Origin of the sequence: Hymenobacter gelipurpurascens (assembly GCF_900187375.1) — a bacterium.
Classification (GTDB): domain Bacteria; phylum Bacteroidota; class Bacteroidia; order Cytophagales; family Hymenobacteraceae; genus Hymenobacter; species Hymenobacter gelipurpurascens.
The window spans coordinates 928127-952440 of sequence record NZ_FYEW01000001.1 but is presented as its reverse complement, the minus strand read 5'-3'; the positions used below and the strand labels follow the sequence as shown (position 1 = coordinate 952440).

Annotated in this window: 22 protein-coding genes; 18 read left to right on the top strand and 4 right to left on the bottom strand. The window is 57.8% G+C overall.

What is annotated here, in order from left to right; all coding sequences use genetic code 11:
- Positions 1 to 11 precede the first annotated feature (11 nt).
- A complete protein-coding gene (locus tag CFT68_RS03990; RefSeq protein ID WP_088842121.1) occupies positions 12 to 851 on the top strand; it encodes a maleylpyruvate isomerase N-terminal domain-containing protein in 840 nt (279 codons plus the stop codon).
- Between the two features lie 6 nt (positions 852 to 857).
- Here CFT68_RS03990 and trpF read toward each other — a convergent pair whose 3' ends face one another.
- The gene (gene trpF, locus CFT68_RS03985; RefSeq protein WP_170934691.1) at positions 858 to 1481 is read right to left on the bottom strand and encodes a phosphoribosylanthranilate isomerase; all 624 of its coding nucleotides are present in this window, start codon (positions 1479 to 1481) and stop codon (positions 858 to 860) included.
- 231 nt (positions 1482 to 1712) lie between these two features.
- Here trpF and mnmA point away from each other — a divergent pair, with 231 nt between their 5' ends.
- From mnmA to CFT68_RS03955, 6 genes are all read left to right on the top strand, one after another.
- The gene (gene mnmA / locus CFT68_RS03980; RefSeq protein WP_141106430.1) at positions 1713 to 2861 is read left to right on the top strand and encodes a tRNA 2-thiouridine(34) synthase MnmA; all 1149 of its coding nucleotides are present in this window, start codon (positions 1713 to 1715) and stop codon (positions 2859 to 2861) included.
- 149 nt (positions 2862 to 3010) lie between these two features.
- Positions 3011 to 3763 carry a hypothetical protein gene (locus CFT68_RS03975; RefSeq protein WP_088842119.1) on the top strand — a complete coding sequence of 251 codons (753 nt, stop codon included), beginning with the start codon at positions 3011 to 3013 and terminating at the stop codon, positions 3761 to 3763.
- A 235-nt stretch (positions 3764 to 3998) separates the two neighbouring features.
- Positions 3999 to 5693, top strand: coding sequence for a S8 family serine peptidase (locus CFT68_RS03970; RefSeq protein WP_088842118.1), 1695 nt, complete (start codon positions 3999 to 4001; stop codon positions 5691 to 5693).
- Positions 5694 to 5899: 206 nt separating this feature from the next.
- Positions 5900 to 6223, top strand: coding sequence for a hypothetical protein (locus tag CFT68_RS03965; protein ID WP_141106429.1), 324 nt, complete (start codon positions 5900 to 5902; stop codon positions 6221 to 6223).
- Positions 6224 to 6477: 254 nt separating this feature from the next.
- Positions 6478 to 7161 (top strand): ribulose-phosphate 3-epimerase, encoded by a 684-nt coding sequence (gene rpe, locus CFT68_RS03960; RefSeq protein WP_088842116.1) that lies wholly within the window; start codon positions 6478 to 6480, stop codon positions 7159 to 7161.
- Between the two features lie 4 nt (positions 7162 to 7165).
- A complete protein-coding gene (locus CFT68_RS03955) occupies positions 7166 to 9712 on the top strand; it encodes a TonB-dependent receptor (protein ID WP_088842115.1) in 2547 nt (848 codons plus the stop codon).
- Here CFT68_RS03955 and CFT68_RS03950 read toward each other — a convergent pair.
- The 3 genes from CFT68_RS03950 to CFT68_RS03940 all read right to left on the bottom strand — a co-directional run bounded on the left by CFT68_RS03950 (position 9709) and on the right by CFT68_RS03940 (position 12156).
- Positions 9709 to 10500, bottom strand: coding sequence for a sterol desaturase family protein (locus CFT68_RS03950; RefSeq protein ID WP_088842114.1), 792 nt, complete (start codon positions 10498 to 10500; stop codon positions 9709 to 9711). The two genes, CFT68_RS03955 and CFT68_RS03950, sit on opposite strands and share 4 nt — an antisense overlap.
- A 68-nt stretch (positions 10501 to 10568) precedes the next feature.
- Positions 10569 to 11135: a Crp/Fnr family transcriptional regulator gene (locus CFT68_RS03945; RefSeq protein ID WP_088843661.1), complete on the bottom strand. Its 567-nt coding sequence runs from the start codon at positions 11133 to 11135 to the stop codon at positions 10569 to 10571.
- Between the two features lie 121 nt (positions 11136 to 11256).
- Complete coding sequence (locus CFT68_RS03940) at positions 11257 to 12156, bottom strand: DUF2911 domain-containing protein (protein WP_170934690.1); 900 nt, start codon at positions 12154 to 12156, stop codon at positions 11257 to 11259.
- A gap of 575 nt (positions 12157 to 12731) precedes the next feature.
- Between CFT68_RS03940 and hisG the strand changes: the two genes are divergently transcribed.
- The 11 genes from hisG (at position 12732) to CFT68_RS03885 (ending at position 24301) form a co-directional block, all read left to right on the top strand.
- Positions 12732 to 13583 carry an ATP phosphoribosyltransferase gene (gene hisG / locus CFT68_RS03935; RefSeq protein ID WP_394340105.1) on the top strand — a complete coding sequence of 284 codons (852 nt, stop codon included), beginning with the start codon at positions 12732 to 12734 and terminating at the stop codon, positions 13581 to 13583.
- 104 nt (positions 13584 to 13687) lie between these two features.
- Positions 13688 to 14980 (top strand): histidinol dehydrogenase, encoded by a 1293-nt coding sequence (hisD, locus tag CFT68_RS03930; protein WP_088842112.1) that lies wholly within the window; start codon positions 13688 to 13690, stop codon positions 14978 to 14980.
- 196 nt (positions 14981 to 15176) lie between these two features.
- Positions 15177 to 16226: a histidinol-phosphate transaminase gene (hisC, locus tag CFT68_RS03925; protein WP_088842111.1), complete on the top strand. Its 1050-nt coding sequence runs from the start codon at positions 15177 to 15179 to the stop codon at positions 16224 to 16226.
- A 119-nt stretch (positions 16227 to 16345) separates the two neighbouring features.
- Positions 16346 to 17458, top strand: a complete 1113-nt coding sequence (gene hisB / locus CFT68_RS03920) for a bifunctional histidinol-phosphatase/imidazoleglycerol-phosphate dehydratase HisB (RefSeq protein ID WP_088842110.1) — start codon at positions 16346 to 16348, stop codon at positions 17456 to 17458.
- Positions 17459 to 17631: 173 nt separating this feature from the next.
- Complete coding sequence (gene hisH, locus CFT68_RS03915) at positions 17632 to 18222, top strand: imidazole glycerol phosphate synthase subunit HisH (protein WP_088842109.1); 591 nt, start codon at positions 17632 to 17634, stop codon at positions 18220 to 18222.
- Positions 18223 to 18271: 49 nt separating this feature from the next.
- Positions 18272 to 18988 carry a 1-(5-phosphoribosyl)-5-[(5-phosphoribosylamino)methylideneamino]imidazole-4-carboxamide isomerase gene (gene hisA / locus CFT68_RS03910; protein WP_088842108.1) on the top strand — a complete coding sequence of 239 codons (717 nt, stop codon included), beginning with the start codon at positions 18272 to 18274 and terminating at the stop codon, positions 18986 to 18988.
- 93 nt (positions 18989 to 19081) lie between these two features.
- Positions 19082 to 19840: an imidazole glycerol phosphate synthase subunit HisF gene (gene hisF / locus CFT68_RS03905; protein WP_088842107.1), complete on the top strand. Its 759-nt coding sequence runs from the start codon at positions 19082 to 19084 to the stop codon at positions 19838 to 19840.
- Between the two features lie 72 nt (positions 19841 to 19912).
- A complete protein-coding gene (gene hisIE / locus CFT68_RS03900) occupies positions 19913 to 20557 on the top strand; it encodes a bifunctional phosphoribosyl-AMP cyclohydrolase/phosphoribosyl-ATP diphosphatase HisIE (protein WP_088842106.1) in 645 nt (214 codons plus the stop codon).
- 267 nt (positions 20558 to 20824) lie between these two features.
- Entirely contained in the window at positions 20825 to 21583 is a 759-nt protein-coding gene (locus CFT68_RS03895) for a glycosyltransferase (RefSeq protein ID WP_088842105.1), read from the top strand.
- Between the two features lie 12 nt (positions 21584 to 21595).
- A complete protein-coding gene (locus tag CFT68_RS03890; RefSeq protein ID WP_088842104.1) occupies positions 21596 to 22252 on the top strand; it encodes a lipid-A-disaccharide synthase N-terminal domain-containing protein in 657 nt (218 codons plus the stop codon).
- 273 nt (positions 22253 to 22525) lie between these two features.
- A complete protein-coding gene (locus CFT68_RS03885) occupies positions 22526 to 24301 on the top strand; it encodes an OmpA family protein (RefSeq protein ID WP_088842103.1) in 1776 nt (591 codons plus the stop codon).
- Positions 24302 to 24314: the final 13 nt, after the last annotated feature.

The following is a 24314-nucleotide window of genomic DNA, read 5'->3' as shown; positions in this document are numbered from 1 at the left end:
ACTAACAGCATATGCAACCGCTTCCGCAACTTCATACGGCGCATTTGCTTCCGGTGCTGGATCAGCACTTGCAGCAGGTAATAAGCTCCCTGCGGGAGCCGGAGTGGGAGCTGCCAACGGTAGCGCCAAGATGGAGCGTGCGCGATGTGGCCCTGCACCTGCTCGATGGAAATCTGCGCACCTTGTCGATGCTGCGCGATGGGCATTTTGCTGACTCAGGCCCGGCCAGCCCGGCGTATCCTGATGTGGTTCAGTACCTCAATGCGCTGAATGCGGATTGGGTTGCGGTAGGCCAGCGGCTCAGCCCCGCCGTAATTACGTGGCTGCTGGAAGTGAGTGGCGTAGCGTATTGCAACTATATGGCCTCGCTGGAGCCGCAGGCACCTGCCGTTTTTTCCGTTGCCTGGGCCGGAGAAGAACAGTCGCTCAACTGGTTCCATGTGGACCGCGAGTACACAGAAAAGTGGCACCACCAGCAGCAACTCCGCTTGGCAGTGGGGCAGGAGGCGCCCTTGCTTACCCGGGAGTTGTATCATCCTTTTCTGGCGACGTGCGTGCGGGCGCTTCCGCATCATTACCGGCACACAGAGGCGCCGGCTGGCACCACTCTGCGTTTTCACGTAAATGGGCCAGCCGGCGACACGTGGTATCTGCGTCGAGTTGCTGAGGCCTGGGAGCTAGGCCAGGCGTACACGGGGCCGGTAGAAACCTCCGTTGAGCTAGCGGGCAACGCGGCCTGGCGCTTATTTATGAAGAGCCTGCCAGCGCACGAGGCCGCCGAGCACCTGCACGTAGAGGGCAGCCCTGACTTAGCGCAGCCGCTGTATTCCGTAACGGCCGTGATGGCCTAGCGGCAATTATTCGTCTTCCAGGGCTTCAAACACGGCTTCCATTTCCTCAAAGTCGCGCAGGCCGGGTTTGATTTCGTGGCCGCCTTCCAGCACAATACCAGCGGGCCGCACCGTTTCAACAAATCTGCGTATGTCGGTAGGAGCGTAGCCGGCTCCTAGCCACAACGAGTAAATGCGGGCCTGTTCAGTCAGGCGGGTCAGTTCGGTGGTATTGGGTAACTGCACGGGCGGCGTGGCTAGCACAAAGCCGGCATAATACGGCAGCTGCTCCCGGAAGCGCAGCTCCACATCCTCGGGAAGCATATCGGGCACCCAGTTGGTGAGCTTGTAAGCGGGCACTTCCAGCGCCTCCAGTTCCTGGGCGGGGCGCCGACGGTGGAGCAGCACCGCGTGTAGGCCACAGGTGCGCGCCAACGCATTGATATCGGCTACGGGCAGAGTGTCAAACTCACCAATAAGCTGCACGCCTGATACCCAGCCGCTAAGTTCTTGTACCGCTTCGGGGGTGAGGTGGTCGGGCCAGGAAGGGTCTAGGCGAAACGTAAGACAGTCGGCGCCCATGCCGGCGCAATAGCGGGCGTCGGACAAGTTATTGATGCCACGCACCATAACGGGAACGATAAGGGCCATGAAAAGTCGAAAATCGAGAGGTGGGAAGTTTGTGATGTAGCCGCTAGGCCAGTCATCGGCATTTGAACCTGCAATATTCGGGGAAAATCCCGCCACATTCCCAGTTCGTATCCTGTTTTCTCTCAAATAATGCCAGCCGGCCGTGCTGTCACCGAAGCGCACTGGCCAATACCCGTTACCTTTGCAGCAACGGCCGGAACCTTTCACGCTCCGGGCGCTTTTCATTTTCTTATGAATACTACGAAAGGACGGGTGCTGGTTGCTATGAGCGGCGGCATCGACAGCTCTGTGGCAGCCGTGATGCTCCACGAACAGGGCTACGAAGTGGTCGGGATGACCATGAAAACCTGGGATTACGCCTCGGCGGGCGGCAGCAAGAAGGAAACCGGCTGCTGCTCTCTCGACAGCATCAACGATGCCCGCCAGATTGCCGTGGAGCTGGGCTTCCCGCACTACATCATTGATATTCGGGATGAGTTCGGCGACTTCGTGATCAGCAACTTCACGGAGGAATACCTGGCCGGCCGCACGCCTAACCCGTGCGTGCTCTGCAATACCCACATTAAATGGGACGCGCTGCTGCGCCGCGCCGATCAGCTGGGGTGTGAGTTTATTGCTACGGGCCACTACGCCCAAATTCGGCAGGAAGATGGCCGCTACGTCATCAGCAAAGGCCTCGACGACAACAAGGACCAAAGCTACGCCCTCTGGGGCGTGACCCAGGAGAGCCTGGCGCGCACCCTGTTCCCGCTAGGCCAGTTGCGTAAGTCGGCTATCTATGACTTTGCCCGGGAGCGAGGCTTTACCGAGCTCGTAAACAAGCCCGAGAGCTACGAAATCTGCTTTATTCCTGATAACGACTACCGTGGGTTCCTGCGCCGCCGCGTGCCGGGCCTGGAGGAACGCGTAGCGGGCGGCGAGTTTGTGCTGCGCGATGGCACCGTAGTAGGCAAGCACGAAGGGTACCCGTTCTACACCATTGGCCAGCGTAAAGGCTTGGGTGTGGCCCTAGGCTTCCCGGTGTATGTAACGGCCATTGACCCCGAAACGAATCGCGTTGTACTCGGCAACTTCGAAGATCTGGCCAGCAGCCGCACCGTAGTGGGCAAGCTGAACATGGGCAAATATGCCTCTCTGGAAGGCCGCGGCTTGGTGCGCAGCAACACCAAAATCCGGTATAACCACGATGGCGCTACCGCGTTTCTGGAGCAGAAGGGAGATAAAATCTACGTCTACTTCGAGGAGCCCGTGCACGCCGTGACGCCTGGTCAGGCGGCTGTTTTCTACGATGGCGAAGATGTGCTGGGTGGCGGCTGGATTGAGCGCCACACAATTGGCGAAATTCCGGAGCCCTCCGAATTTGTAGCCACAGCCCAATAAGGTGGCCTACGCCACGTTAACGCCTCGCTAAACAACGGCCCGGCGGCCTTTCGAACGAAAGCAGCCGCCGGGCCGTTTTGGCAGCACACGGTACCGCATGCTGTTTGTCAACTGTAATTCTGCTATTTTTCTGCTTCGATAGCTCCTCTATGAAGAACCCTTATTCTCTTATGCGCCTGCTGGCAAAGCGCCGTGCAGCTCAAGGTGTTAAGCTGTTGCTGCTGGCAGGCCTAGGCCTGGCGGGTTGCAAGAATGAAACCGAAGCCGTACCTGATCTGAGCCAGGACTATTACCCCCTGGAGGTCGGCTCCTACCGCATTTATGACGTGGCTGATACCACCTACACAGATGGCAAGCCTACGGTGTCGCGGTTCCAGTTTCGGGAGCAGGTAGAGTCCGACGCCGTGACCGATGTTACGGGGCAGCCGGCTTACCAGGTAATTCGGTCGCGCCGGGCCACGCCGGCCTCGGCCTGGAAAGTAGATAGCGTGCTGTTGGTTTCGGCCACGCCGCGGCGGGTGCTGGTGCAGCGCAACAACCGCCAGACCGTAGATCTGGTATTTCCCGTGAAGGAGGGGCGTGTTTGGAGCATGAACGCGTTCAATACCGTAGATTCTGTCGACGCCGAAACGCGTCGGTATGAGCGCGTAGGCCAGTCGCTGATGGTGCAGAATGGCACCCGCCAGCTTTCCTTCGAAAACACCGTCACGACCACTGCCGACGATATAAATCTGTTCTACGCGACGGTGCGCCACGAAACGTTTGCTAAGGGCCTAGGGCTGGTATACCGCGTGCGTCGGCGCTTTACCTACTGCGACAACAGCCCTACCTGCGTGCCAACTCCCTCGTACGTTTACCGCGGACAGTCGCGCTGGGAAGTGCTGGTAGAGTCCGGTAAGTGATTTTGCGGTGGCCTAGCTAGTAGCTACAGGCTGCTTCTAGAGCTATCCTGTTTTCCCTAAAGCCCGAAACAGGCTGTTCTTGTGATAGAACGGCTTGTTTCGGGCTTTGGCTTTTAAGGATGTAGTTATACTATATAGAGAATTCTCTAGCTTCTACCGGACAGGAAAAGCTGTGGGAACACTGGTCAGAAGCAGGTTTCCTTCGTATCTTCCAGCAAGCTATTCCATGTTTTGAATGCGCCTTTCCCATCTACTGCTTTGTGCAGCTTACTGGACGGGTACGCTGCTGACCTCTGCAGCAGCTCCCGGACCGCCCGCTACCTCCGTACCTCCCGCCGGTACTGTACGGAAACACTTGGTGTACTTCCGCGACAAAGCCGCTTCTCCTTATAGTATCAGCAAGCCACAGGCCTACCTTTCGGAGCGGGCGCTGCAGCGGCGGAAGCGGCAGAATATTGCCGTAACACCCCGCGATTTGCCCGTGAACCCGAGCTATGTGCAGCAGGTAAAGACGGTGGCTGGCGCGCAGCTGTGGTACACGTCTCGCTGGTTTAATGCGGCCGTCGTGTCCTGCGATTCGGCAACCCTTGCGCAACTCCAGGCCTTGCCGTGCGTGCAACAAGTGAAAACGGTAAACCGCGGCCTGCCCGGCTCCCGCAAGCGCGACGGCGTAGACCAGGAACCCGCCGAACAAAACCGGGGTACCCGGGCCGAATACGGTCCGGCGTTCACCCAGGCCAATATGATTGGGGCCGTAGAGATGCACGATGCTGGTTTTCGGGGCGAGGGGATGCAGATTGCGGTATTCGATGCCGGATTTCAGGGAGCCAACTCCGCTCCGGTCTTTACCTCCCTCGCTCAGGAGCAGCGCCTGGGCAGCGTATTCAACTTCGTTGATAAAAACAAAGCGGTATACCAGTACAGCAGCCACGGTACCAACTGCCTGTCTACGATGGGAGTGAGCCAATCAGGCTACTACATCGGAACGGCGCCCAAAGCCACGTACCATCTGCTCATTACGGAGGATATAAAATCGGAGCACCCGGCTGAGGAAGTGAACTGGCTTGTTGCCGCCGAATACGCCGATTCCGCCGGGGTGGACATCATCAGCTCCTCGCTGGGCTACAACACCTTTGATTATCCTTCCATCGATTACACCTATAATGATCTGAATGGCCGCACTACCATCTCAACGCGCGCAGCCACAATAGCCGCCCGCGTTGGCATGCTGGTGGTAAGCAGTGCCGGCAACGAGGGTAACAGCTCCTGGCGCTACATTACCACTCCCGCCGATGCCGACTCGATTATGACGGTAGGAGCCGTTGACTCCTTGCTGAACCGGGCCAGCTTTAGCTCCCTGGGGCCAACTGCTGATGGCCGCATCAAGCCCAACTTAGCGGCTATGGGGCAGCAAACCGCGGTTTTGTCGCCTTCGGGCGCGGCTACTCGAGGCAACGGCACGTCCTTTTCTTGCCCCGTGCTGGCTGGTATGGCGGCGGGCTTCTGGCAGGCCAATCCTACTTTCACGGCTCAGCAGGTTATCAGTTTTTTGCAGCGCTCCGGTACCCGCGCGACCATGCCCAACGACGAAGTAGGGTACGGAATTCCGCACTTTGTGCGGGCCCAGAATCTGGTAAACCCCGGTTCGCCTTTAGCCGCAGTTCCTGCTGCGCCGAAGCAGGAACTCGTGATTTACCCCAATCCGGCCAAAGACAACGAGTTGTATTTGCAGCTTGCCGAAGGATTACGCAACAAGCCGCTACGGGTGCGCATCTTTGATTCGCGGGGGCGGCTGATGGCCGAGCAGCAGGTGCCTGCTTCCGGCTCCAAGGATATCCGGCTGCTGCCCGGGCATCTGGCCAAAGGTGTCTATATCTGCACGGTAAATGCGGGCAAAGAGCAACGCTCTGTTCGGTTCGTGAAGCTATAGGCCTAGGCCATTTTACAAGCTATGCCTGACAATTGTTGAATGGTGTAATAACGCGTTAGCTATTGAAAATCAACTAAGTAATGAAATTTGCTATTTATATTGGATAATTGCACATTTAATTAGTTATTGAGCAATTATTTCTGTGCGAAGAATGTTGCATAGAACAGCCCTACAGCATTTTTTCTACTTTTTACCTCTCCCTGAGTATGTTACAAATGATGGTCTCCAAGCGCATTGGGCGCCGGCAGTTTCACTTTACTGTACAAGGCCCCAATTTCCACGAAGTAGTGGCGGAATACGACCGTCTGAGCTTTCCTGATGTCCTTAAATGCGGTATCTGTGGCTCCGATAACCTCGATCTGACTGCCCGCGTGGCGCAGGATAAATTCAAGTACACCTCGGTTAAGTGCGTTGACTGCCGGGCCGATGTTACGTTCGGCAAGCGCCAGGATGATGACCAGACGGTGTTCCTACGCAAAACCGAAGATGGCAAGCTCGATTGGCGCGCCTGGGAAAAAACCGATAAATAAGCCGCCTCGCTAGGCCAGTCTGCGCCAGCGGCTCGCTCTAGTATGCCAGCCATTGGGTGCTAGGCCAGTGGCAAGTTCCAACATGAAGTCGAGGAGGGCAATGAAACCTCAGTCGGCTCGTTGAGGAGCTGCCTACTGGCCTAGCGCCGAATGGCTGGCTTTTTGGTGCTTTGTGGGAGCTTGAAATCCTGCAAACCCACCCGCACCGCTTCCTCTTAAACTGCTACCTTCGTGGTATGAACCCTACTCGTCGTATGGCCCCGTTGCTTGCTCCCTCGCTTCTGGCGGCTGATTTTGGTAATCTGCAATTCGAAACGGAGCGCATGGCCGGCAGTGCCGCCGATTGGCTTCACTTCGATGTAATGGACGGACGTTTTGTGCCGAATATCTCCTTCGGTATTCCCGTTTTGCAAGCCGTGCATCGCCACGCGAAGCAGCCCATCGATGTGCATTTGATGATTGAGGAGCCGCAGCACTACCTGGCAGCCTTCCGCGACGCGGGAGCCAGTAACCTCACGGTTCATTACGAGGCCTGCACCCACCTGCACCGGGTCATTCAGCAGATCAAACAGCTGGGCTGCCGCGCAGGAGTGGCCCTGAACCCCCATACGCCCGTTTGGGTGCTGGAAGACATTGCCCAGGACCTGGATCTGGTGTGCATCATGTCAGTGAACCCCGGGTTTGGTGGGCAGAGCTTCATCCCGAATACCCTGCGCAAAGTGGCAGCCCTGAAAGAACTGTTGGTAGATAGCGGCTCACAGGCGCTGATTGAGATTGACGGTGGCGTAACACTCGATAACGCGGCGGCGCTGGTAGAAGCCGGAGCCGACGTGCTGGTGGCGGGTTCCTTCGTGTTTCACTCACCCGACCCCGTGGCCACTCTCGCCGACATGCGCCAGCAACTTTCCGCCCTGACCGGAACTGCCGACCTCGACTAAGCGCATGCTCCCACGTTTCCTCGCCCGCCAGACCTTGTGCCTGCTTTTTCTTCAGCAGCCCTTGCCCGCTGTGGGGCTCTTGCTGGTGCTCACGGCGCCGGTTGCCGTTGCCCAGCAAGTAGGCCGCGTGCTCGTGACGGGTACGTTGCGCAATGCCGCCGGCCAGCCGCTGGAGCAGGTGAGCGTGGGAGTGGAGGGTCAGCCGGGCGGTACTACCACCGATGATCTGGGGCGTTTCGGACTGAATGTGGTGCGCCCGCTGAGTGGAAAGTCGCCGGTGCTGGTGGTGCGACGCCTGGGCTACCGCACCCTGCGCGTGCCTATTAATCTGAGCGAGCAGCGCGAATTAAGCCTCACACTTACCGAAGAAACTAGTGCCCTGGGCAACGTGACGGTACGCGGCCGCTCCGATGCCGGCGATACCCGCGAGCAGGTCAGCATTATCCACCTCGATCCGCGGGCAGCCAAGGAAATTCCTTCACCTTTCGGCGACTTCAATGCCATCCTTAAAACACTGCCCGGCGTAACGAGTACCAATGAGCTGACCAGCACCTATTCCGTGCGCGGCGGCAACTACGAGGAAAACCTCGTGTACGTGAATGGCTTCGAGATTTACCGGCCATTTCTGGTTACGGCGGCCGCGCAGGAAGGTCTCAGCTTCATCAACCCCGATCTGGTAAACCAGATTGAGTTTTCCTCCGGAGGCTGGCAACCCAAGTACGGCGACAAGCTTTCCTCGGTCCTGAGTATTGATTATAAGCAGCCCACCAAGTTCGGCGCCTCGGTATCCGCGAGCCTAGTGGGCGGCTCAGTGCATGTTGAAGCCACCTCACCCAACAAGCGCGTCAGCTACCTGGCCGGTATTCGCTACAAGAACGCCACGTACGTGCTGCGCTCTTTGGAGCAGCAGCGTGGTGGCTACAACCCTACGTTCTATGATGGGCAGAGCTACATAAAAGCCGCCCTGGGCCCGAAGGAAAACCCCAATAAGACCTTGCTAGGCCTGCTGACTACATTTGGCCACAACGATTTCCGCTTCAGCCCCGAGAGCGGCGAAAGCACGTTCAGCACCGATGTAAACCAGTACACCCGGCTTACTATCCTGTATCAGGGCCGGGAGCGGATGCAGTACGATACCTATCAGGGCGGGCTGAATCTGCGCCACAACTTTCGGGATAATCTGCAGATGGAACTGCTGGCGGGAATGCTGTATTCACGCGAGTTTGAATACCGGGATGTAGAAGCGAACTATTCGCTGGCGGAAATTAATACGGACCCCAACTCGCCGGACTACAAAAAAAAGAACTTTGAGCGCAGCCTCGCTACCCGTTTCGACCACTCCCGCAACAACCTTACGGCCCGCATAGCTACGCTGGAAACCCGGGGCACCTGGACACCGGGCCAGGCCAATACGGTGCGCTGGGGCCTGAAAGCGGGTCGGGAGAACATCGACGATGTGCTAAACGAGTATAGCTTCGCCGACTCAGCTGGCTTTGTGCCCGATGCTCGGCGCACTCGCCTGCGCTCCGAGTTAAACCTAATAAGCACCCGGTATCAGGGGTATGTGCAGCACACGTATGTGTTTGATTCGTTGCGCACACTTACCTATGGTGCCCGGGTGAATTACTGGACGGTAAACCGGCAAACGACCGTAAGCCCTCGGGTGCAATACTCCTTTATCAGCCCCCGCCGGCCCAACGTGTCGTGGAAGGCAGCGGCGGGCGTGTATGTGCAGCCACCCTTTTACCGGGAATTGCGCACTCAGATTGGGGCCCCGCAGGATCAGGTGGGCTACATCAATCCGGAGTTGCGGGCGCAACGGTCGTTGCACTTTATTGTGGGCAATGAAGTGCGGTTCAAGCAATGGGGCCGACCGTTCCGGTTCACTGGAGAGGCCTATTACAAGTACTTGACGGATGTAGTGCCCTACGATATCGACAACGTGCGTTTGCGCTACTTCGCCAAGAATAACGCCCGCGCCTACGCCGCCGGCATCGATTCCAGAGTGAGCGGCGAGTTTGTAAAAGGCGTGGAATCGTGGTTTAGCCTGGGCGTGCTCACCACCCGCGAAAACGTGGCCGGCGACTCTATCTCAACCTACGACAACCAGGGTGGCCTTTTGGCCCGCGAGCCGAAGGGCTACATCCGTCGTCCCTCAGACCAGCGCGTAAACCTGGGCATCTTCTTCCAGGACAACCTGCCCACCAACCCCTCGGTGAAAGGCTACGTGAACCTAGTGTTTGGGACTGGGCTACCGTTCAGCCCGCCCGGTGTGCCTGATCTGCGGGGCACCAGCCGGCTCACGCGCAGCTACAAGCGGGTTGATATGGGCTTTTCCAAAGTGGTGGCGCTGCGCACTACGGCTGAGCCGACGAGTGGTAAGGCCATCAATTTGGAAAGCCTCTGGCTGAGTCTGGAAATTCTCAATATTCTGGGGGCTGACAACGTGGCCGGCTACAGCTACCTCCAGGATCTGAACGGCCGCACGTATGCCGTGCCCAACTTCCTATCGCAGCGCGTCGTCAATCTGCGGGCCATTGTGCGGTTCTAGGCCTGTCCGGATTCCTTATGCACATCTTTGAAGAGCAGCATCGACCCTAGCTTAGCATCGAAGCCACAGGTAGCCTGGAATTCGCGGGGGTTGTGGTAGGTCCCGAACAGCCAGTCCCATACTACCAGGTCGCCGTAGTTGTGGCTGTGCTTTTGGTACTCATGATGAATGCGGTGCATTTCGGGGCGCTGAAAAATATAGTCCACCCATTGAGGCGTCTGCACATTGGTATGATAGAAAAACTCACCCAGCGCCGTGCAGAGCGTATATATGGCCCCGGCAGCCGGGCTTAGCCCCAGCAACGTGTACACCAGTAGGCCACCGAGCAGGGAGTTGACCGTCATTTCCAGCGGGTGCTTATAGAAGGAGGTAATGACCTCGATGCGCTGGGGGCTGTGATGAATCTGGTGGAAGTGCTGCCACAAAAAGTCCTGGGTATGGCGCCAGCGGTGCCACCAGTAAAAAACAAACGTAGCCACCACGTAGGCCACCAGGCCACCAACTACGGGCCCTACCTGCTGGGAGAGGTGAAAGAGCGAGTAAGCAGAAAACCATTTCTCCCAGCTGATGCCCGCCAGCAACACAATCAGCAGCTGGGCCAGATTGATGGTGAGTACGCGCAAGGGCCAGGTTTTCACATAAGGCAGCTTCCAGCCCGGCACCACGCGTTCCAGCAAGAAACAAAAGGCAAACGCCAGAAAAATAATCGTCAGGAGGGGTGGTGGGCTCCAGGAAAGCAGGAGGGAGTTGCTGCCGCAGAGCAGTAGGCCAGTTGAGGCGAAGAACATGGCAAGTGGGTTAGGTAAAACCATGTCTCAAAGGTGCTGGCGGCGGTGGTCAACTCTCTTGATAAATATCAAGAACGGCGGGCCCTTAGCCGACTGAGCGTTTCCGGCGTCAAGCCCAGGTGCGAGGCAATGAGCTTGAGAGACACCCGCTGAAAGATATCGGGGAACTCTGCCTGGAGATAAGCATAGCGCTCGGCTGCCGTGTGCATGCGCAGATGCAGGGCCCGCTGCTCACTTTGCACGTAATACTTTTCGGTGAGCGTGCGGCCGATAAAGTTGAACTCCGGAAACCGCACATACAACTCCTGCAGCTGCGAGTGGCCTAGCGACCATAGCTTGCACGGAGTAAGCGCCTGCACGTATTCATGCGAAGGCTGCCGCGAGAAAAAGCTCAGGATGGAAATCACAAAGTCGCCTTCCTTCATAAACCAGGACGTTACTTCCTTACCCTCCTTGAGGTAATAGCCCCGCACGACGCCGGCCTCCAGAAAGTACAGCCGACTGGCCACCTGGCCCGCTTGCAGCAGATGTTGGCGCACTGCAACATCTTCCTGTTGCACTCCCTCACGCAGAGCCTGCCGCAACGCATCCGATAGGGGCTGAATGGCGTGGCAAATTGAAAGAAAGGTTTCCATGAATACGGGCTGGGCTACATGCAACGGACTGGCCTAGCCGCCGGAAGATAGCGTAAAAGAAAAGAGTCGCTCTCCGAAGAAAACGACTCTTGCTTAGATGTGCACAGGCCTAGGAAGTGGCCTAGTACGCTTTAGATTGCCATTCGGTGAGGGCAATGCGCATGGTAGCCAGCTGAGGCTTCAGGGCCTCTTCCTTATCCACGAGCTTGATGGCCTTGCGGGCGTATACAATGGCCGTCCCGAAATCCTGTTGCTGAGCCAGGAGGCGCGCCTTAATCCAGTTGTTGGTGGCCACATCCTGCAGCTTCAGCGACTCATTGATATACGTAAGTGCACGCTCGGGCTGCAGGTTGTTCTGCACCAGATAGTCGGCGGCCTGGGCCAGTAGCTGCCAATCGTTGGGTTTCTGCAGCAGCACTTGCTCTATTCCGCTGATAACCTGTTTGTGGACTTCCGTTTCGATAGGCAGAATCAGGGTGCGCTTTTCCCAGGTCAGGTTCAGATGGGCACCCGTAGGCTGCACATCCGAAAACCAATACACCAGTGTTTCGTGGTAAGGAGCCGTTTCGGGCATCACCGGAATGCGGAGTACATCGGCGTTGGCATCGTAGCCCTCGCTGCCCCAGTGGTTGATGACGCGGTTCAATACCAGCTCCCAGTCTTTATCTAGATGGGGCACCACATAAAAGGAGTACTTACCCGCCGGCACGGTTTGCCCACGCAGCAGCACGGGCGTCGAGAAGCTGAGAATAGTATTTTCATTGGCGCCGGCGCGCCACACCTGGTCGTAGGGCACTAGGCCACCCCACACATTACGGTTACGCACGCTTGGGGCATGATAATCAACTGTTACTTCCGTAAGACCAATGGTTTGGGAAGTAAGAGCATGCGGACTGGCCTGGGGTAAGGGCAGCAACACTGGCTGCGGGCCGGGCTGGGCCGGCGTTACGCTTGCCGCCGCACTGGCAGTGGGGGCTACTTCTGTTGTTGCCTGCGCCCAAGCTCCTGTTGTAGCTACCATGGTAAGGCTTATACTGAAGCCCAATCGAGCTAAAAAACGGGCTGTGCACATATCTGGGGCAATAAGTGGTGGGCGGACGGAACTCCGGCTCCAAACTGGTTTCAGAAAATTGCCCGAAACAATGGTGCCAGAATTCAGGTTAGGAAGTTATTGATAACGCAAAGGTGGGCCTTTGATGTAAATTTTTGCTTGAAAAGTTTTCATCCTACCTACCGGCGCGTACATTTGCCTCGCTATTCAGCCCTACATGCCTTTCGCCGCCCTTTCCATTTGCCTTCTCCGCCACATGGCCGCCCTCCCTTCGGGCGCTCCGGCCGGGTTGCGCGCGGCGCATCATCATCTGCACGGGCATCATTCCTCTTTCTAGAGGAATATACGCATCATATTGACCCCGTTGGGCGAGCCGCAAGTAGCTCCCCGGTCCCCGAAAGTGGTGGCCTCGGTCGTTTATGGCCGCTATGCAACGTTTGGGTCGCACTGGCTTTATCTCTTCTGAAATTTCCTTCGAACCCACCGGCCTGCACTGGCCTAGCCAGCGCCATATGCCTGGTTCCGTTCACCTTCCCCTGTTCCCTATGATTCGTCTTGCCATCCAGAAATCGGGCCGTCTGAGCGAAGACTCCCTCAACCTGATTCGTGAATGCGGCATCAGCTTCCAGACCAGCTCCTATAAGCTCAAAACCGAAGCCACCAACTTTCCCCTCGAAATCCTGTACCTGCGCGACGACGATATTCCGGGCTACGTGCAGGATGGCGTGGCCGATCTGGGCATCGTAGGCCAAAACGTGTTGGTAGAGGCCGGGCTGCCCGCGCTGGAATTGGAGCCACTGGGCTTTAGCAAGTGCCGTCTGAGCCTGGCGGTGCCCCGCGCCGCCGGCTACGACTCAGTGCAGGATCTGCAGGGCATGAACATTGCCACCTCGTACCCCAAGATTCTCGGTGATTACCTGGCGGAGCGCGGTGTGAAGGCTAACCTACACACCATCAGTGGTTCCGTGGAAATTGCGCCCAGCATCGGGCTGGCCGAAGCCATCTGCGACATTGTAAGCAGTGGTTCAACGTTGCTCGGCAATGGCCTACGGGAAGTAGAAACCGTATTCCGCTCCGAGGCAGTCCTCATCGCGCACCAGAACCTCACGGCCGAAAAGCGGGAGATTTTGGAGCAGCTGCAGTTCCGGATGCAGGCCGTGCGCCGCGCCCGGCGCAACAAGTACATTTTGCTGAACGCGCCCACGGCGGCCCTCGATGCCGTTAAAGCCTTGCTGCCCGGCATCAAGTCGCCGACGGTGACGCCGCTGGCAGAAGAAGGTTGGGTGTCCGTGCAGTCGGTGGTGAATGAAGACGACTTCTGGCACATCACGGGCCAGTTGAAGGCGGTAGGCGCCGAAGGAATTCTGGTGCTGCCCATCGAGAAAATGATTTCTTGAAGAAGCGAACTGTAGAAGACAGAAGCGCGCGGTTAGCATTCTTAGCACCTCGTTTTTAGCCCCTGTCTCCTCACTTCTATCTACTGACTTCTAACTTCTCATTCATGCAAATCTTTCAATATCCGGATCAGTCGCAGTGGGCCGCGCTACAACAGCGGGCCGCGGCGCAGCAGGCGCAGGAAGTGGAGCAGCGCGTGCTGGGCATCTTCCAGGACGTGCGCCAACGTGGCGACGTAGCCCTGCGCGACTACGCTCAGCAGTTCGATGGAGTGCAATTGCAGGATCTGCGCGTAACGCCCGAGGAAATTGCGGCCGCTGCTGCCCAAGTGCCGGCTGAGCTGCAAACGGCTATCCGGCAGGCCCACGCCAATATTCTGCGTTTCCACGAAGCACAGCGGCCCCACGAGGAGCGCGTAGAGACCATGCCGGGCGTACTTTGCTGGCGCCGGGCCGTGCCGGTTCAGCGCGTAGGCCTCTATATTCCGGGCGGAACGGCGCCGTTGTTCAGCACACTATTGATGCTGGGCGTGCCCGCCCGTTTGGCCGGCTGCCCCGAAGTGGTGCTAACCACGCCTCCCCAGAAGGATGGCTCCGTGAATGCCGTGATTCTCTTTACGGCGCAGCTGCTCGGTATCAGTACCATTATTAAGGCGGGCGGTGCACAGGCCATTGCTGCCCTCACGGGTGGTACCGATTCGGTGCCGGCGGTTGATAAAATATTTGGCCCCGGAAATCGGTTCGTGACGGCCGCCAAGCAGCTGGCCACCCGCTACGGCGTGGCTATTGATATGCCAGCGGGTCCTTCGGAAGTTCTCATCATTGCCGATGACTCGGCGGTGCCAGCTTTCGTGGCCGCCGACTTGCTCAGCCAGGCGGAGCACGGGCCAGACTCGCAGGTAATCTTGCTTTCTGACTCCATGTCGGTCATCGAGCAAACCAAAGCCGAAATTGCCCGTCAGCTGACTACGTTGCCGCGCGCCGCGGTGGCGTCTCAGGCGCTGGAGGAGAGCCGGGCAATTTTGCTGCGCACGCCCGAAGAGATGCTGTATTTCTCCAATCAGTATGCCCCGGAACACCTGATTCTGGCCGTCCGCAACCCGGAGCAGTTGGGAGAAGGCGTCACCAGCGCGGGCTCGGTGTTTCTAGGCCACTATACCCCTGAGGCTGTCGGCGACTACGCTTCGGGCACCAACCACACGCTGCCGACCAACGGTTATGCCCGCAACTACAGCGGCGTTTCGCTGGATTCCTTCCTGAAGAAAATCACCTTCCAGCGCATCACAACGGAAGGTCTGCTGAACGTAGGCCCTGTGGTAGAAACTATGGCTGAAGCCGAAGGACTCAGCGCCCACGCCCGGGCCGTAACCCTACGCCTGGAAGCCATAACCGGAGATTAACTCAAGCGCCAGAAAAGAAAACAGGCCGGTTCAGGTCTGCTTAACTATCCGAGCGCCACGAAGAATTTAGGAATTCCATCCATTACGGGTCTAGGCCTATATTCTCTTTGCCCTTAGCGCTCGGCGTGAAGCTCCGTCCTGATCTGGCACTGATGGCCTCCGCGCAATCCGATAAATTCGTCTAAATCCGTGATTCATGTTTGATTTACTCAGCCTCGTTCGCCCCAATATCCGGGCAATGAAACCCTACTCTTCGGCTCGCGACGAATTTCAGGGAGAGGCGCATGTCATGCTCGACGCCAACGAGAACAGCCTCGGGAGCGCGGGTCCCGAGCTGTTCAACCGCTACCCCGACCCGCTGCAGCGCGCCGTGAAAGCGGAGCTGGCTAAGCTGAAAGGCGTGGCCGAAAACCAGATTTTCCTCGGCAACGGTTCCGATGAGGCCATCGACCTGTTGGTGCGGCTAGTGTGCATTCCGGGCCAGGACAGCATTCTGGTGTTGCCGCCTACCTATGGAATGTATGAGGTGGCGGCCAACCTGAACGATGTTCGTCTGGAGCGCCTGCCACTCACGCCGGATTTTCAGATTGCGTCCGAAACCATTGCGCAGATAGTGGCCTCCGACGCCAAAATCGTGTTCTTGTGCTCGCCCAATAACCCCACCGGCAACCTGCTGCACGCCGAAGCTATAGAAAAGATTTTGCGTGGCTTCCGGGGTTTGGTGGTAGTGGATGAGGCCTACGCCGATTTCGCGGCCTTTCCCAGTTGGACTACCCGCCTGGCAGAATTCCCCAACCTAGTCGTGCTCCAGACGTTTTCTAAAGCGTGGGGTCTGGCTGGCCTACGCCTGGGTATGGCGTTTGCCTCGCCAGACGTGGTTGGGTTCCTCAACAAAATCAAGCCTCCTTATAATGTATCGGAGGCAACGCAACAGCACGCCCTGGCCGCGCTGCACGATGCCGCTCGCTTCGAGCAGATGCGCGAGCAACTCCTCATCGGCCGCAACTGGCTGGCGGAGCGCCTGCCTGAGCTGGCCATCATTGAGAAAGTGTTTCCTTCGGACGCCAACTTTCTGCTGGCCCGGTTCCGCCCCGATGCTACGGCCGTCTATGAGTTCCTGGTGGCTCGCGGTATCATCGTGCGCAACCGGACTACCCAGCCGGGGTGTGCCGGCACGCTTCGCCTCACGGTTGGTACCCCTTCAGAAAATGAACAGCTGCTCCAGGCCCTGCAGGAATTTAAGTAGAGTGGTGGCGCGAACTTGATAGTTCGCGCCACCTATGCTTCCGGCTTGACCTGCGCTAGGTCACGTCCAATTATTTTGACCAAGCAAAACGAACCTCTGAGTTCGCGCTAGACTACCTCATGAAAAAAGTTCTCTTCATAGACCGCGACGGAACCATCCTCGTGGAGCCGCCGACGGATTTTCAAGTTGATTCCCTGAGCCGCGAAAAATTTCAGTTTGTACCAGGCGCCATCAGTGGCCTAGCACGCATTGCGCGCGAGCTGGATTACGAACTGGTGTTGGTGAGCAACCAGGACGGCCTAGGTACCGACAGCTTTCCGGAAGATACCTTCTGGCCAGCCCACACCATGATGCTCGACATTCTGCGCTCGGAAGGAGTGGAGTTCGAGAACGAGCACATCGACCGGAGCTTCCCCCATGAAAACCTGCCGACGCGCAAGCCCGGCATCGGCATGCTGCAGAAGTATCTCGGCGAAGGTGCGGGCTACGACCTACAGCATTCCTTCGTGATTGGGGACCGACTCACGGATGTGGAGCTCGCCCAAAACCTGGGGTGCCAGTCTATCCTGATGCGGCCGGAAGGGGAGGAGGACGTGCGCGCCGCCCTCACGACTATGAGCTGGGAAAAAATATACCAGTTTCTGCGGCTGCCCGCTCGCACGGCCGTAGTACAACGCGACACGAACGAAACCAAAATCAGCATTGAGCTGAACCTCGATGGCAACGGCCGCCCCTCGATGCACACTGGCCTGGGCTTCTTCGACCATATGCTCGACCAGCTCAGCAAGCACTCGGGCGTCGACATGACGATTAAGGTAGAAGGTGACCTGCACATTGATGAGCATCATACCATCGAGGACACCGCTATAGCCTTGGGCGAAGCCTTCACCCAAGCGCTCGGCGACAAGCGCGGGCTCGCTCGGTACGGCTTCCTGCTCCCCATGGATGATGTACTAGCACAAGCGGCCATCGACTTCTCGGGGCGTCCCTGGATTGTATGGGAGGCGGAATTTAAGCGTGAGAAAATCGGGGATATGCCTACGGAAATGTTTTACCATTTCTTCAAGAGCTTCTCCGATGCTGCTCGTTGCAACCTCAACATAAAGGCCGAAGGGCAGAACGAGCACCATAAGATCGAAGCCATCTTCAAGGCCGTGGCCAAGTCTATAAAAATGGCGCTGGTGCGTGACGCCGGCAAGATGGAAATTCCAAGCACGAAGGGCATTTTGTGATTTACCCATATGTATAAACAAATGGGTAAAACCATTGCTTCTCAGTGCCTTTTGAGGAACAGTGCTCGGGTTAACGGCGTTCAACAGCAAAAGATAGGAAGACAAAGCGGGCACGGGTTTACCCAACTGTTTAAACAAATGAATAAGCACAAAGTCTCCTTGTTATTACTCAAATGGAAATAGCAGTAGTTGATTATAAAGGCGGGAATGTCCAGTCGGTGTTGTTCGCTTTGGAGCGCCTCGGCGTGCAGGCAACCCTGACGGCCGACCATGAGGTAATCCGTCGGGCCGCTAAGGTGTTGTTCCCTGGTGAAGGAGAAGCCGCTTCGGCAATGCGGGAGCTGCAGGCTCAGGGCCTGGATACCTTACTGCCTACACTCACCCAACCATTCCTTGGTATATGCCTGGGGATGCAGCTGCTGGGCCGGCACAGTGAGGAAGGTGGGGGCACAAAAATGCTGGACATCTTGCCTTTCGATGTGGTGCGTTTTCCGGCCTCGGCCGAGTACAAGGTTCCGCACATGGGCTGGAACACGCTAGGCCACCTTCGCTCTCCGTTGTTTGCCGGCCTACAGGAGCAGGACTACGTGTACTTTGTGCATAGCTACTATGCGCCGGTCGGCGGGTATACCATTGCCCAGGGCGAGTACCCGGCACCGTTCAGTGCGGCCGTGCAGTATGAGAACTTTTATGCCGTGCAGTTCCACACCGAAAAGAGCGGCCCTATTGGTACCCGCATCCTGGAAAACTTTCTGAACCTATAATAAAAGCGGCATCCTGATACCGTGTGCCTCTCACTTTTGACTTTGCCCCATGGAAATAATTCCTGCTATTGACCTGATTAATGGCCAATGCGTGCGCCTCACGGAAGGTGACTTTGCCCAGCAGACGACCTACGACTCCGACCCCCTAGCCGTGGCCCAGCGCTTTGAGCAGCACGGCGTGAAGCGCCTGCACCTGGTAGACCTGGATGGGGCCCGCGCCAAGCGTCCCGTGAACCTGCCGGTATTAGAGCGCATTGCGCGCCACACGGGCCTGGTAGTAGATTACGGCGGTGGCCTACAGAGCGACGAAGCGTTGCGCCAGGCCTTCGAGGCGGGAGCCGCGCAGATAACCGCTGGCAGTATTGCGGTGCGGGAACCCGAAACCGTGAACAGCTGGCTGCACACCTTCGGGGCCGATAAGATTCTGGTGGGCGCTGATTTTCGCGACAACCATATTGCCATAAATGCCTGGGCCGAGCAAAGTGAGCGGACGCTGCAGGAATTTCTGGAGAACTACCTCGCGGTGGGCGCCACTACCTTCATCTGCACCGATGTCAGCAAGGATGGCAAGCTGCAGGGGCCGGCCTTGGAAACGTACCGGGAGCTGCGCCAGACGCTACCCGCGGCTCGCCTGATTGCCAGCGGCGGCGTCACGACGATGGCGGATGTGGAAGCGCTGGCCGAAATAGGAATGCACGGGGCCATTATCGGCAAGGCTATCTACGAAGGCACCATTACCCTGCAGCAGCTGAAAGCCTGGCTGTAGGCCAGTAGCACGAACTGGAAAATCGGCGTAGGCCAGGTACTCATCATCCGGGTAGTGGGCGCTATAATTCCCCCTACCACCAACGAATCAAGCATGCTAACCAAACGAATCATTCCCTGCCTCGACGTGAAGGACGGCCGCACGGTGAAGGGCGTACGTTTTGAAGGACTGCGCGACGCCGGCGACCCGGTGGCCCTGGCCTCCCGCTACGCCCGCGAAGGCGCCGATGAACTCGTGTTTCTCGATATCACGGCTACCAATCAGAAGCGCGCGACGCTGGTGGCGCTGGTGCGTGACGTGGCCCGCGAGCTGGACATACCGTTCACCGTGGGCGGCGGCATCGGGACGATTTCCGACGTGGAAGCGCTGCTGATGAACGGAGCCGATAAAGTCAGCATCAATTCGGCGGCACTGGCGCGGCCGGAGTTGATAGATGAGCTGGCGGCCCGCTTTGGCTCGCAGTGCATTGTGGTGGCTGCCGATACGCGCTACAACGATGCCGATGGCTGGCAGGTGTATACCCGCGCGGGCACCAACAACACCGGCCGCAATGCCGTGGAATGGTGCCGCGAAGCTGCCGACCGCGGCGCCGGCGAGATTCTGCTAACCTCCATGAGCAACGATGGCACTAAGGATGGCTTCGCCCTGGATATTACGGGCGCCGTAAGCCGGGCCCTAACCATTCCGGTGGTGGCGTCGGGTGGGGCAGGCTCCAAGCAGGACTTCACCAACGTATTCTTACAAGCCCACGCCGATGCCGGACTGGCGGCCAGCATCTTCCACTTCGGTGAAATCGGTATTCGGGAGCTGAAGGAACATCTGCGCCAGGACGGGATTCCGGTGCGGCTATAAACAACTGCCGCAACCAGCCGGTGGGGTGGCCTAGCGGTCTTTCAGCGGGGAGGTAACTCAACTCAGAACTATATGAAACTTGATTTCGCCAAAATGCCCGACGGGTTGATTCCCGTTATCGTGCAGGACGCCCAAACCGGGCAGGTGCTCATGCTGGGCTATCAGAACGAAGAGGCCCAGCGCGTGACCCAACAGACGGGCCGCGTGACGTTTTTTTCCCGCTCTAAAAAGCGCCTCTGGACGAAGGGTGAAACCAGCGGCAACTACCTCACCGTGGTCAGCCAGCACCCCGACTGTGACCAGGACGCTCTGCTGATTCGGGCCACGCCCGACGGCCCCACCTGCCACCGGGGCACTACCAGCTGCTTCCAGCAACCACAGGAATCGGCTTACCCGATGGCACCGGTCGGCTTTATTGCGGAGCTGGAGCGCCTGGTGCAGCGGCGCCAGCAGTTCCCGGATGAAGACCCCAAATCCTATACGGTGTCGTTGTTCCGGAAAGGCATGCCCAAAATAGCCCAGAAAGTGGGAGAGGAGGCCGTAGAAACCGTAATTGATGCTGTGGGCGGCAACATCGAAGGCCTTAAAGGAGAAGCCGCCGATCTGCTCTACCATTTGCTGGTGTTGCTGACCGCCTCCGGCCTCTCGCTGGAAGATATTGTACAGGTACTGCGGCAGCGGCACACCACTATTTCCGGCGGCGTACGCCGGGAGTAGCTGTAGGCCACCTGCTGTATTCCGGTGCCTGTTCACTGACCGAAAAAAGCCTGATTTGCGCAAGCAAGCCAGGCTTTTCTCTTGTTTTGCTCTCTACTCACTGAGCCTAACGGCCAGCATATAACCGGGTGATTTTATCTGAGAAGAAAAACCCATTCAGATAATTGGCAGTTAGATAGCGCAAATGCTACCGAGGTGGCCTAGGCTCGTCTTTTTGCTGAGGAAACCTTGCCTACCTTGCGCCTCTATTTACGCCCCTCCGTTTTTATGCCCTCTACCGCTGCTTACCTGGCCACGCAAAGTCTCACGGTACTTGTACCAGTGTATAATGAAGAAGAAAGCCTGCAGCAGTTTGCCGTAGAGATGAACAAATTTCTGGACCAGACGCCGGTAACAACCACCGTTTTGTTCGTGAATGATGGCTCTACCGATGGCTCACTGGCTATTCTGCGCGACATCTGCCGCCAGGACTCCCGCTACGAGTTCATCAGCCTGAGTCAGAACCGGGGCCTGAGCACGGCCATAAAAGCGGGCATCGACCACTGCCGCACCACGCTGCTGGGCTACATCGACTCCGATATTCAGACCTCGCCGCTGGACTTCCTGAAGTTCTTCGAGTTCTTCCCGCAGTACGATATGGTGAACGGTATCCGGGCCAAGCGCCAGGATACTATTGTGAAGAAGCTTTCTTCCAAGATTGCCAATACGGTGCGCCGCACCCTCATCAACGACGGTATTCAGGATACGGGCTGCCCGCTGAAGATCATGAAGATCGAGTATGCGCGCCGGATTCCGCTGTTTCATGGCATGCACCGCTTCCTGGGGGCGCTGGTGCAGCTGCAGGGCGGTAAAGTGCACCAAATGCCCGTGCAGCACTTCCCACGCTTTGCCGGCACGGCCAAATACAACCTCTGGAACCGGGCCTGGAAGCCCCTGGTCGATACCTTCGGTTTCCGCTGGATCCGGAGCCGCTGGAAGAACTACGAAATCGGAGAGCAGCAGCGCGGCGCGGCTGCGCACGGCTAGGCCACCTGCAGTATGAGCACCGAACTCGTTGCCCGGTTTATTGGCCTGTTGTCGCAGGGCCTGTTTAGCAGCCGTATCATCCTACAATGGATCAAAAGCGAGCGGGCCAAGCAGGTGCTGGTGCCGGCGCTGTTCTGGCAGATCAGCCTGATATCATCCTTCCTGATGATCATCTACGGCATCCTGCGCCACGACCCCGTTATTCTGGGCGCCCAACTCATCAGCTACGGTATCTACATCCGGAACCTGCAGCTGCTGGGTGAGTGGAACAAGCTTAATGCCTGGTTTCGGGCCGCGGCGTATGCGTTTCCGCTGGCTACACTGGTGCTGTTTTTTGTGGGCACGCCCAACTTTAGCTTCCAGCGCATGCTGCACACGCCCATTCCGGGGGGCTGGCTGGTGCTGGGCGCCCTAGGCCAGGTAGTGTTCCTGCTGCGCTTTGTGTACCAGTGGCTGTATTCGGAGCGCAAGGGCGAGTCGGTGCTGCCGCTGGGCTTCTGGGTAGTGAGCCTGGTGGGTTCCTTTCTGGTGTTGATTTACGCCATTCTGCGCCGCGATGAAGTGCTGATTCTGGGCAACGTGCCCGGTATGGTGGTGTACACCCGCAATATTGTGCTGCTGCGCCGCGAGCAGGCCCGCCAGCACACGGGCCAAGTGCCTGTGGCGTAAGTTCCTTCAGCTTTTCTAAATTAAACCAGTTAACAGCGGCCCGGTAGACAACTTCTGCCGGGGTGCTGTCGGTTTTGAAGGCAGGCCTTGGTGTCGATTAGACTGGCCTAGTCCAGTTGTGAGACGGATTTCATTCATTTACAACACCTTGTGTTTGTTACAAACGGTAGAAAATTCTGAAGTAAAGTAGCTCGTCTGTTTGTTTATATGCAACTATTTGTGATTTTTATACAAATAATGGCTTAGTGTGACGTAATATTTTTATGTCGACCCATGCAGCAGCAGGAAACTATAGGGGCAGCCGTCGAGATGAGTTTTACGGAGGATATTCTTCTCCAACTCAGCACGACGCTTGGGCAAAGCTCAACAGTTGTTAAGCATGCGGTAGATCAGCTGACGGAATTAGTCATCATTACTCTGCAGGACCGGCTTGTTCGGCCGAATGGGGAAGAAGCCATCTGGACGCTCTCAGAACAGGCGTATCAGGCGGCGGCTTTGCAGCACTTGGGCTCTCCTGAATCGTTTGGCGGGCGCGGCCAAAGGTTGATGGAGGGGCTTTTGGCCGGTAACTACGAGTTCACCATCCAACGGATAGCCACCGCTACTGGCCTTCCGCTGGCCGGATTCCCGGTGCTAATTGAAGTGGTTGTGGGGACCGTATTAGGAACCCTAGGCCAGCTGGCGGCCAGCGCAGCCCTTGATGCCGCCGGTCTTGGCCAGTGGTTGCAGCATCAGGAGGCGCTGGCTAAGGTTGCGGCCCCTGTTACACCTCGGGCCCCCGTAGCACAGCCTGCCTCGACTCTACAGAAGCAGGCTGCCCCCAAGCCAGTCACGAAACCAGTTGCCCCCACGGTGCGCGTAGCCCAGCCTACTGCTGGTGCGGGGCCGCTGCCACCGCCTGTTGCTTCAGCAGCGCCTGTGGCTACTGCCACTGATTCGCCCGAAAAAGAAACGTTTCACCGCTTTACAGTGGCCGGAGCTGGTACCTGGGAGAAAGTAGGCGGCGGCATCACGTTTACCCCAGACAGGGCTAGTAGTTGGTTGGGCAGGGCCAGGATGCTTCGGTTGCCCCGTTTGCCGCGCTCAAAATGGCTTCTGGCGCTGCCCGCAGTAGGTCTGGTTTATTTGATGGGCTACGGGGGTGGGTATTTTTTACTTCCCAATCCCGGGAATCCGGCTAGTTCCTTGCCTACAAGCAAACCGGAAATGCGGGTGGCTACGGTGGCCAATCGGTCCGCGGTACCACAACGACTCCATGCGCCGGTCGAGCCTGCCCAGGAAACGGTAACCAAGCCAAAACCCGCCGCTGTTTTGCCCGCGGGGCACTATGACCCCATTTCCGATACTTATATCTATACCACGGGGGAACCCCTGATTATAACGCTACCCGATGGCAGCCGCCAACGGGTAGGCTCCAACTCCACGGAATACCGCCTGTATAGCCTCCTGACCGATCCTGCGCAGCAGGTAGATACCCTGGATTCGGCCGGCAGCCTCCTGAACCTGGATCGGGTTACCTTCACTTCCGGCAACGCTACGCTCACCGAGGAATCGCAGGAACAACTCCGGAATTTAGCCGGCATTCTGAAAGCTTTTCCTCAGGCAATAGTTAAGCTGGGCGGCTACACCGATGATTCCGGAGATGCCCGTGCCAATCAGCTCCTGAGTCGGGAACGAGCTATGGCGGCCAGGCGTGCCCTCATAAACCTGGGGGTAGCCAGCCGCCGGCTGCTGGCCCAGGGATATGGAGCTCAGGCCCTGGTGGCCTCCAATGCCGCGCCCGTGGGCCGGGCCCTCAACCGACGGCTGAGCCTGCAGGTCATCCGTAAGACGGGGCCTGCCCATTTGCCCGAATCTGCAGTGCAAGCGCGGTCTGCCGAGCGGCCTCGTACAGTGTCATCGGCCCTGGGCAGCACAGCTCGCCGTTCCCGTTCCCGAACCCGCAACTCGTCAAGCGTGCGAGCCAGCACCCGGCCGCGTTCTAAGGTGGGTCAGTGGATTCAGCACCTGAAAAAAGGTATCCGGGGAAAGCGGAAAGCCGAGGGGTGAAGCCTCCCGAACC

Excerpts from the sequence above, each read along its gene's own strand:
- CFT68_RS03990 (WP_088842121.1), top strand. The coding sequence starts at position 12 with ATGCAACCGCTTCCGCAACTTCATACGGCGCATTTGCTTCCGGTGCTG.
- trpF (WP_170934691.1), bottom strand. The coding sequence starts at position 1,481 with ATGGCCCTTATCGTTCCCGTTATGGTGCGTGGCATCAATAACTTGTCC.
- mnmA (WP_141106430.1), top strand. The coding sequence starts at position 1,713 with ATGAATACTACGAAAGGACGGGTGCTGGTTGCTATGAGCGGCGGCATC.
- CFT68_RS03975 (WP_088842119.1), top strand. The coding sequence starts at position 3,011 with ATGAAGAACCCTTATTCTCTTATGCGCCTGCTGGCAAAGCGCCGTGCA.
- CFT68_RS03970 (WP_088842118.1), top strand. The coding sequence starts at position 3,999 with ATGCGCCTTTCCCATCTACTGCTTTGTGCAGCTTACTGGACGGGTACG.
- CFT68_RS03965 (WP_141106429.1), top strand. The coding sequence starts at position 5,900 with ATGTTACAAATGATGGTCTCCAAGCGCATTGGGCGCCGGCAGTTTCAC.
- rpe (WP_088842116.1), top strand. The coding sequence starts at position 6,478 with ATGGCCCCGTTGCTTGCTCCCTCGCTTCTGGCGGCTGATTTTGGTAAT.
- CFT68_RS03955 (WP_088842115.1), top strand. The coding sequence starts at position 7,166 with ATGCTCCCACGTTTCCTCGCCCGCCAGACCTTGTGCCTGCTTTTTCTT.
- CFT68_RS03950 (WP_088842114.1), bottom strand. The coding sequence starts at position 10,500 with ATGTTCTTCGCCTCAACTGGCCTACTGCTCTGCGGCAGCAACTCCCTC.
- CFT68_RS03945 (WP_088843661.1), bottom strand. The coding sequence starts at position 11,135 with ATGGAAACCTTTCTTTCAATTTGCCACGCCATTCAGCCCCTATCGGAT.
- CFT68_RS03940 (WP_170934690.1), bottom strand. The coding sequence starts at position 12,156 with ATGGTAGCTACAACAGGAGCTTGGGCGCAGGCAACAACAGAAGTAGCC.
- hisG (WP_394340105.1), top strand. The coding sequence starts at position 12,732 with ATGATTCGTCTTGCCATCCAGAAATCGGGCCGTCTGAGCGAAGACTCC.
- hisD (WP_088842112.1), top strand. The coding sequence starts at position 13,688 with ATGCAAATCTTTCAATATCCGGATCAGTCGCAGTGGGCCGCGCTACAA.
- hisC (WP_088842111.1), top strand. The coding sequence starts at position 15,177 with ATGTTTGATTTACTCAGCCTCGTTCGCCCCAATATCCGGGCAATGAAA.
- hisB (WP_088842110.1), top strand. The coding sequence starts at position 16,346 with ATGAAAAAAGTTCTCTTCATAGACCGCGACGGAACCATCCTCGTGGAG.
- hisH (WP_088842109.1), top strand. The coding sequence starts at position 17,632 with ATGGAAATAGCAGTAGTTGATTATAAAGGCGGGAATGTCCAGTCGGTG.
- hisA (WP_088842108.1), top strand. The coding sequence starts at position 18,272 with ATGGAAATAATTCCTGCTATTGACCTGATTAATGGCCAATGCGTGCGC.
- hisF (WP_088842107.1), top strand. The coding sequence starts at position 19,082 with ATGCTAACCAAACGAATCATTCCCTGCCTCGACGTGAAGGACGGCCGC.
- hisIE (WP_088842106.1), top strand. The coding sequence starts at position 19,913 with ATGAAACTTGATTTCGCCAAAATGCCCGACGGGTTGATTCCCGTTATC.
- CFT68_RS03895 (WP_088842105.1), top strand. The coding sequence starts at position 20,825 with ATGCCCTCTACCGCTGCTTACCTGGCCACGCAAAGTCTCACGGTACTT.
- CFT68_RS03890 (WP_088842104.1), top strand. The coding sequence starts at position 21,596 with ATGAGCACCGAACTCGTTGCCCGGTTTATTGGCCTGTTGTCGCAGGGC.
- CFT68_RS03885 (WP_088842103.1), top strand. The coding sequence starts at position 22,526 with ATGCAGCAGCAGGAAACTATAGGGGCAGCCGTCGAGATGAGTTTTACG.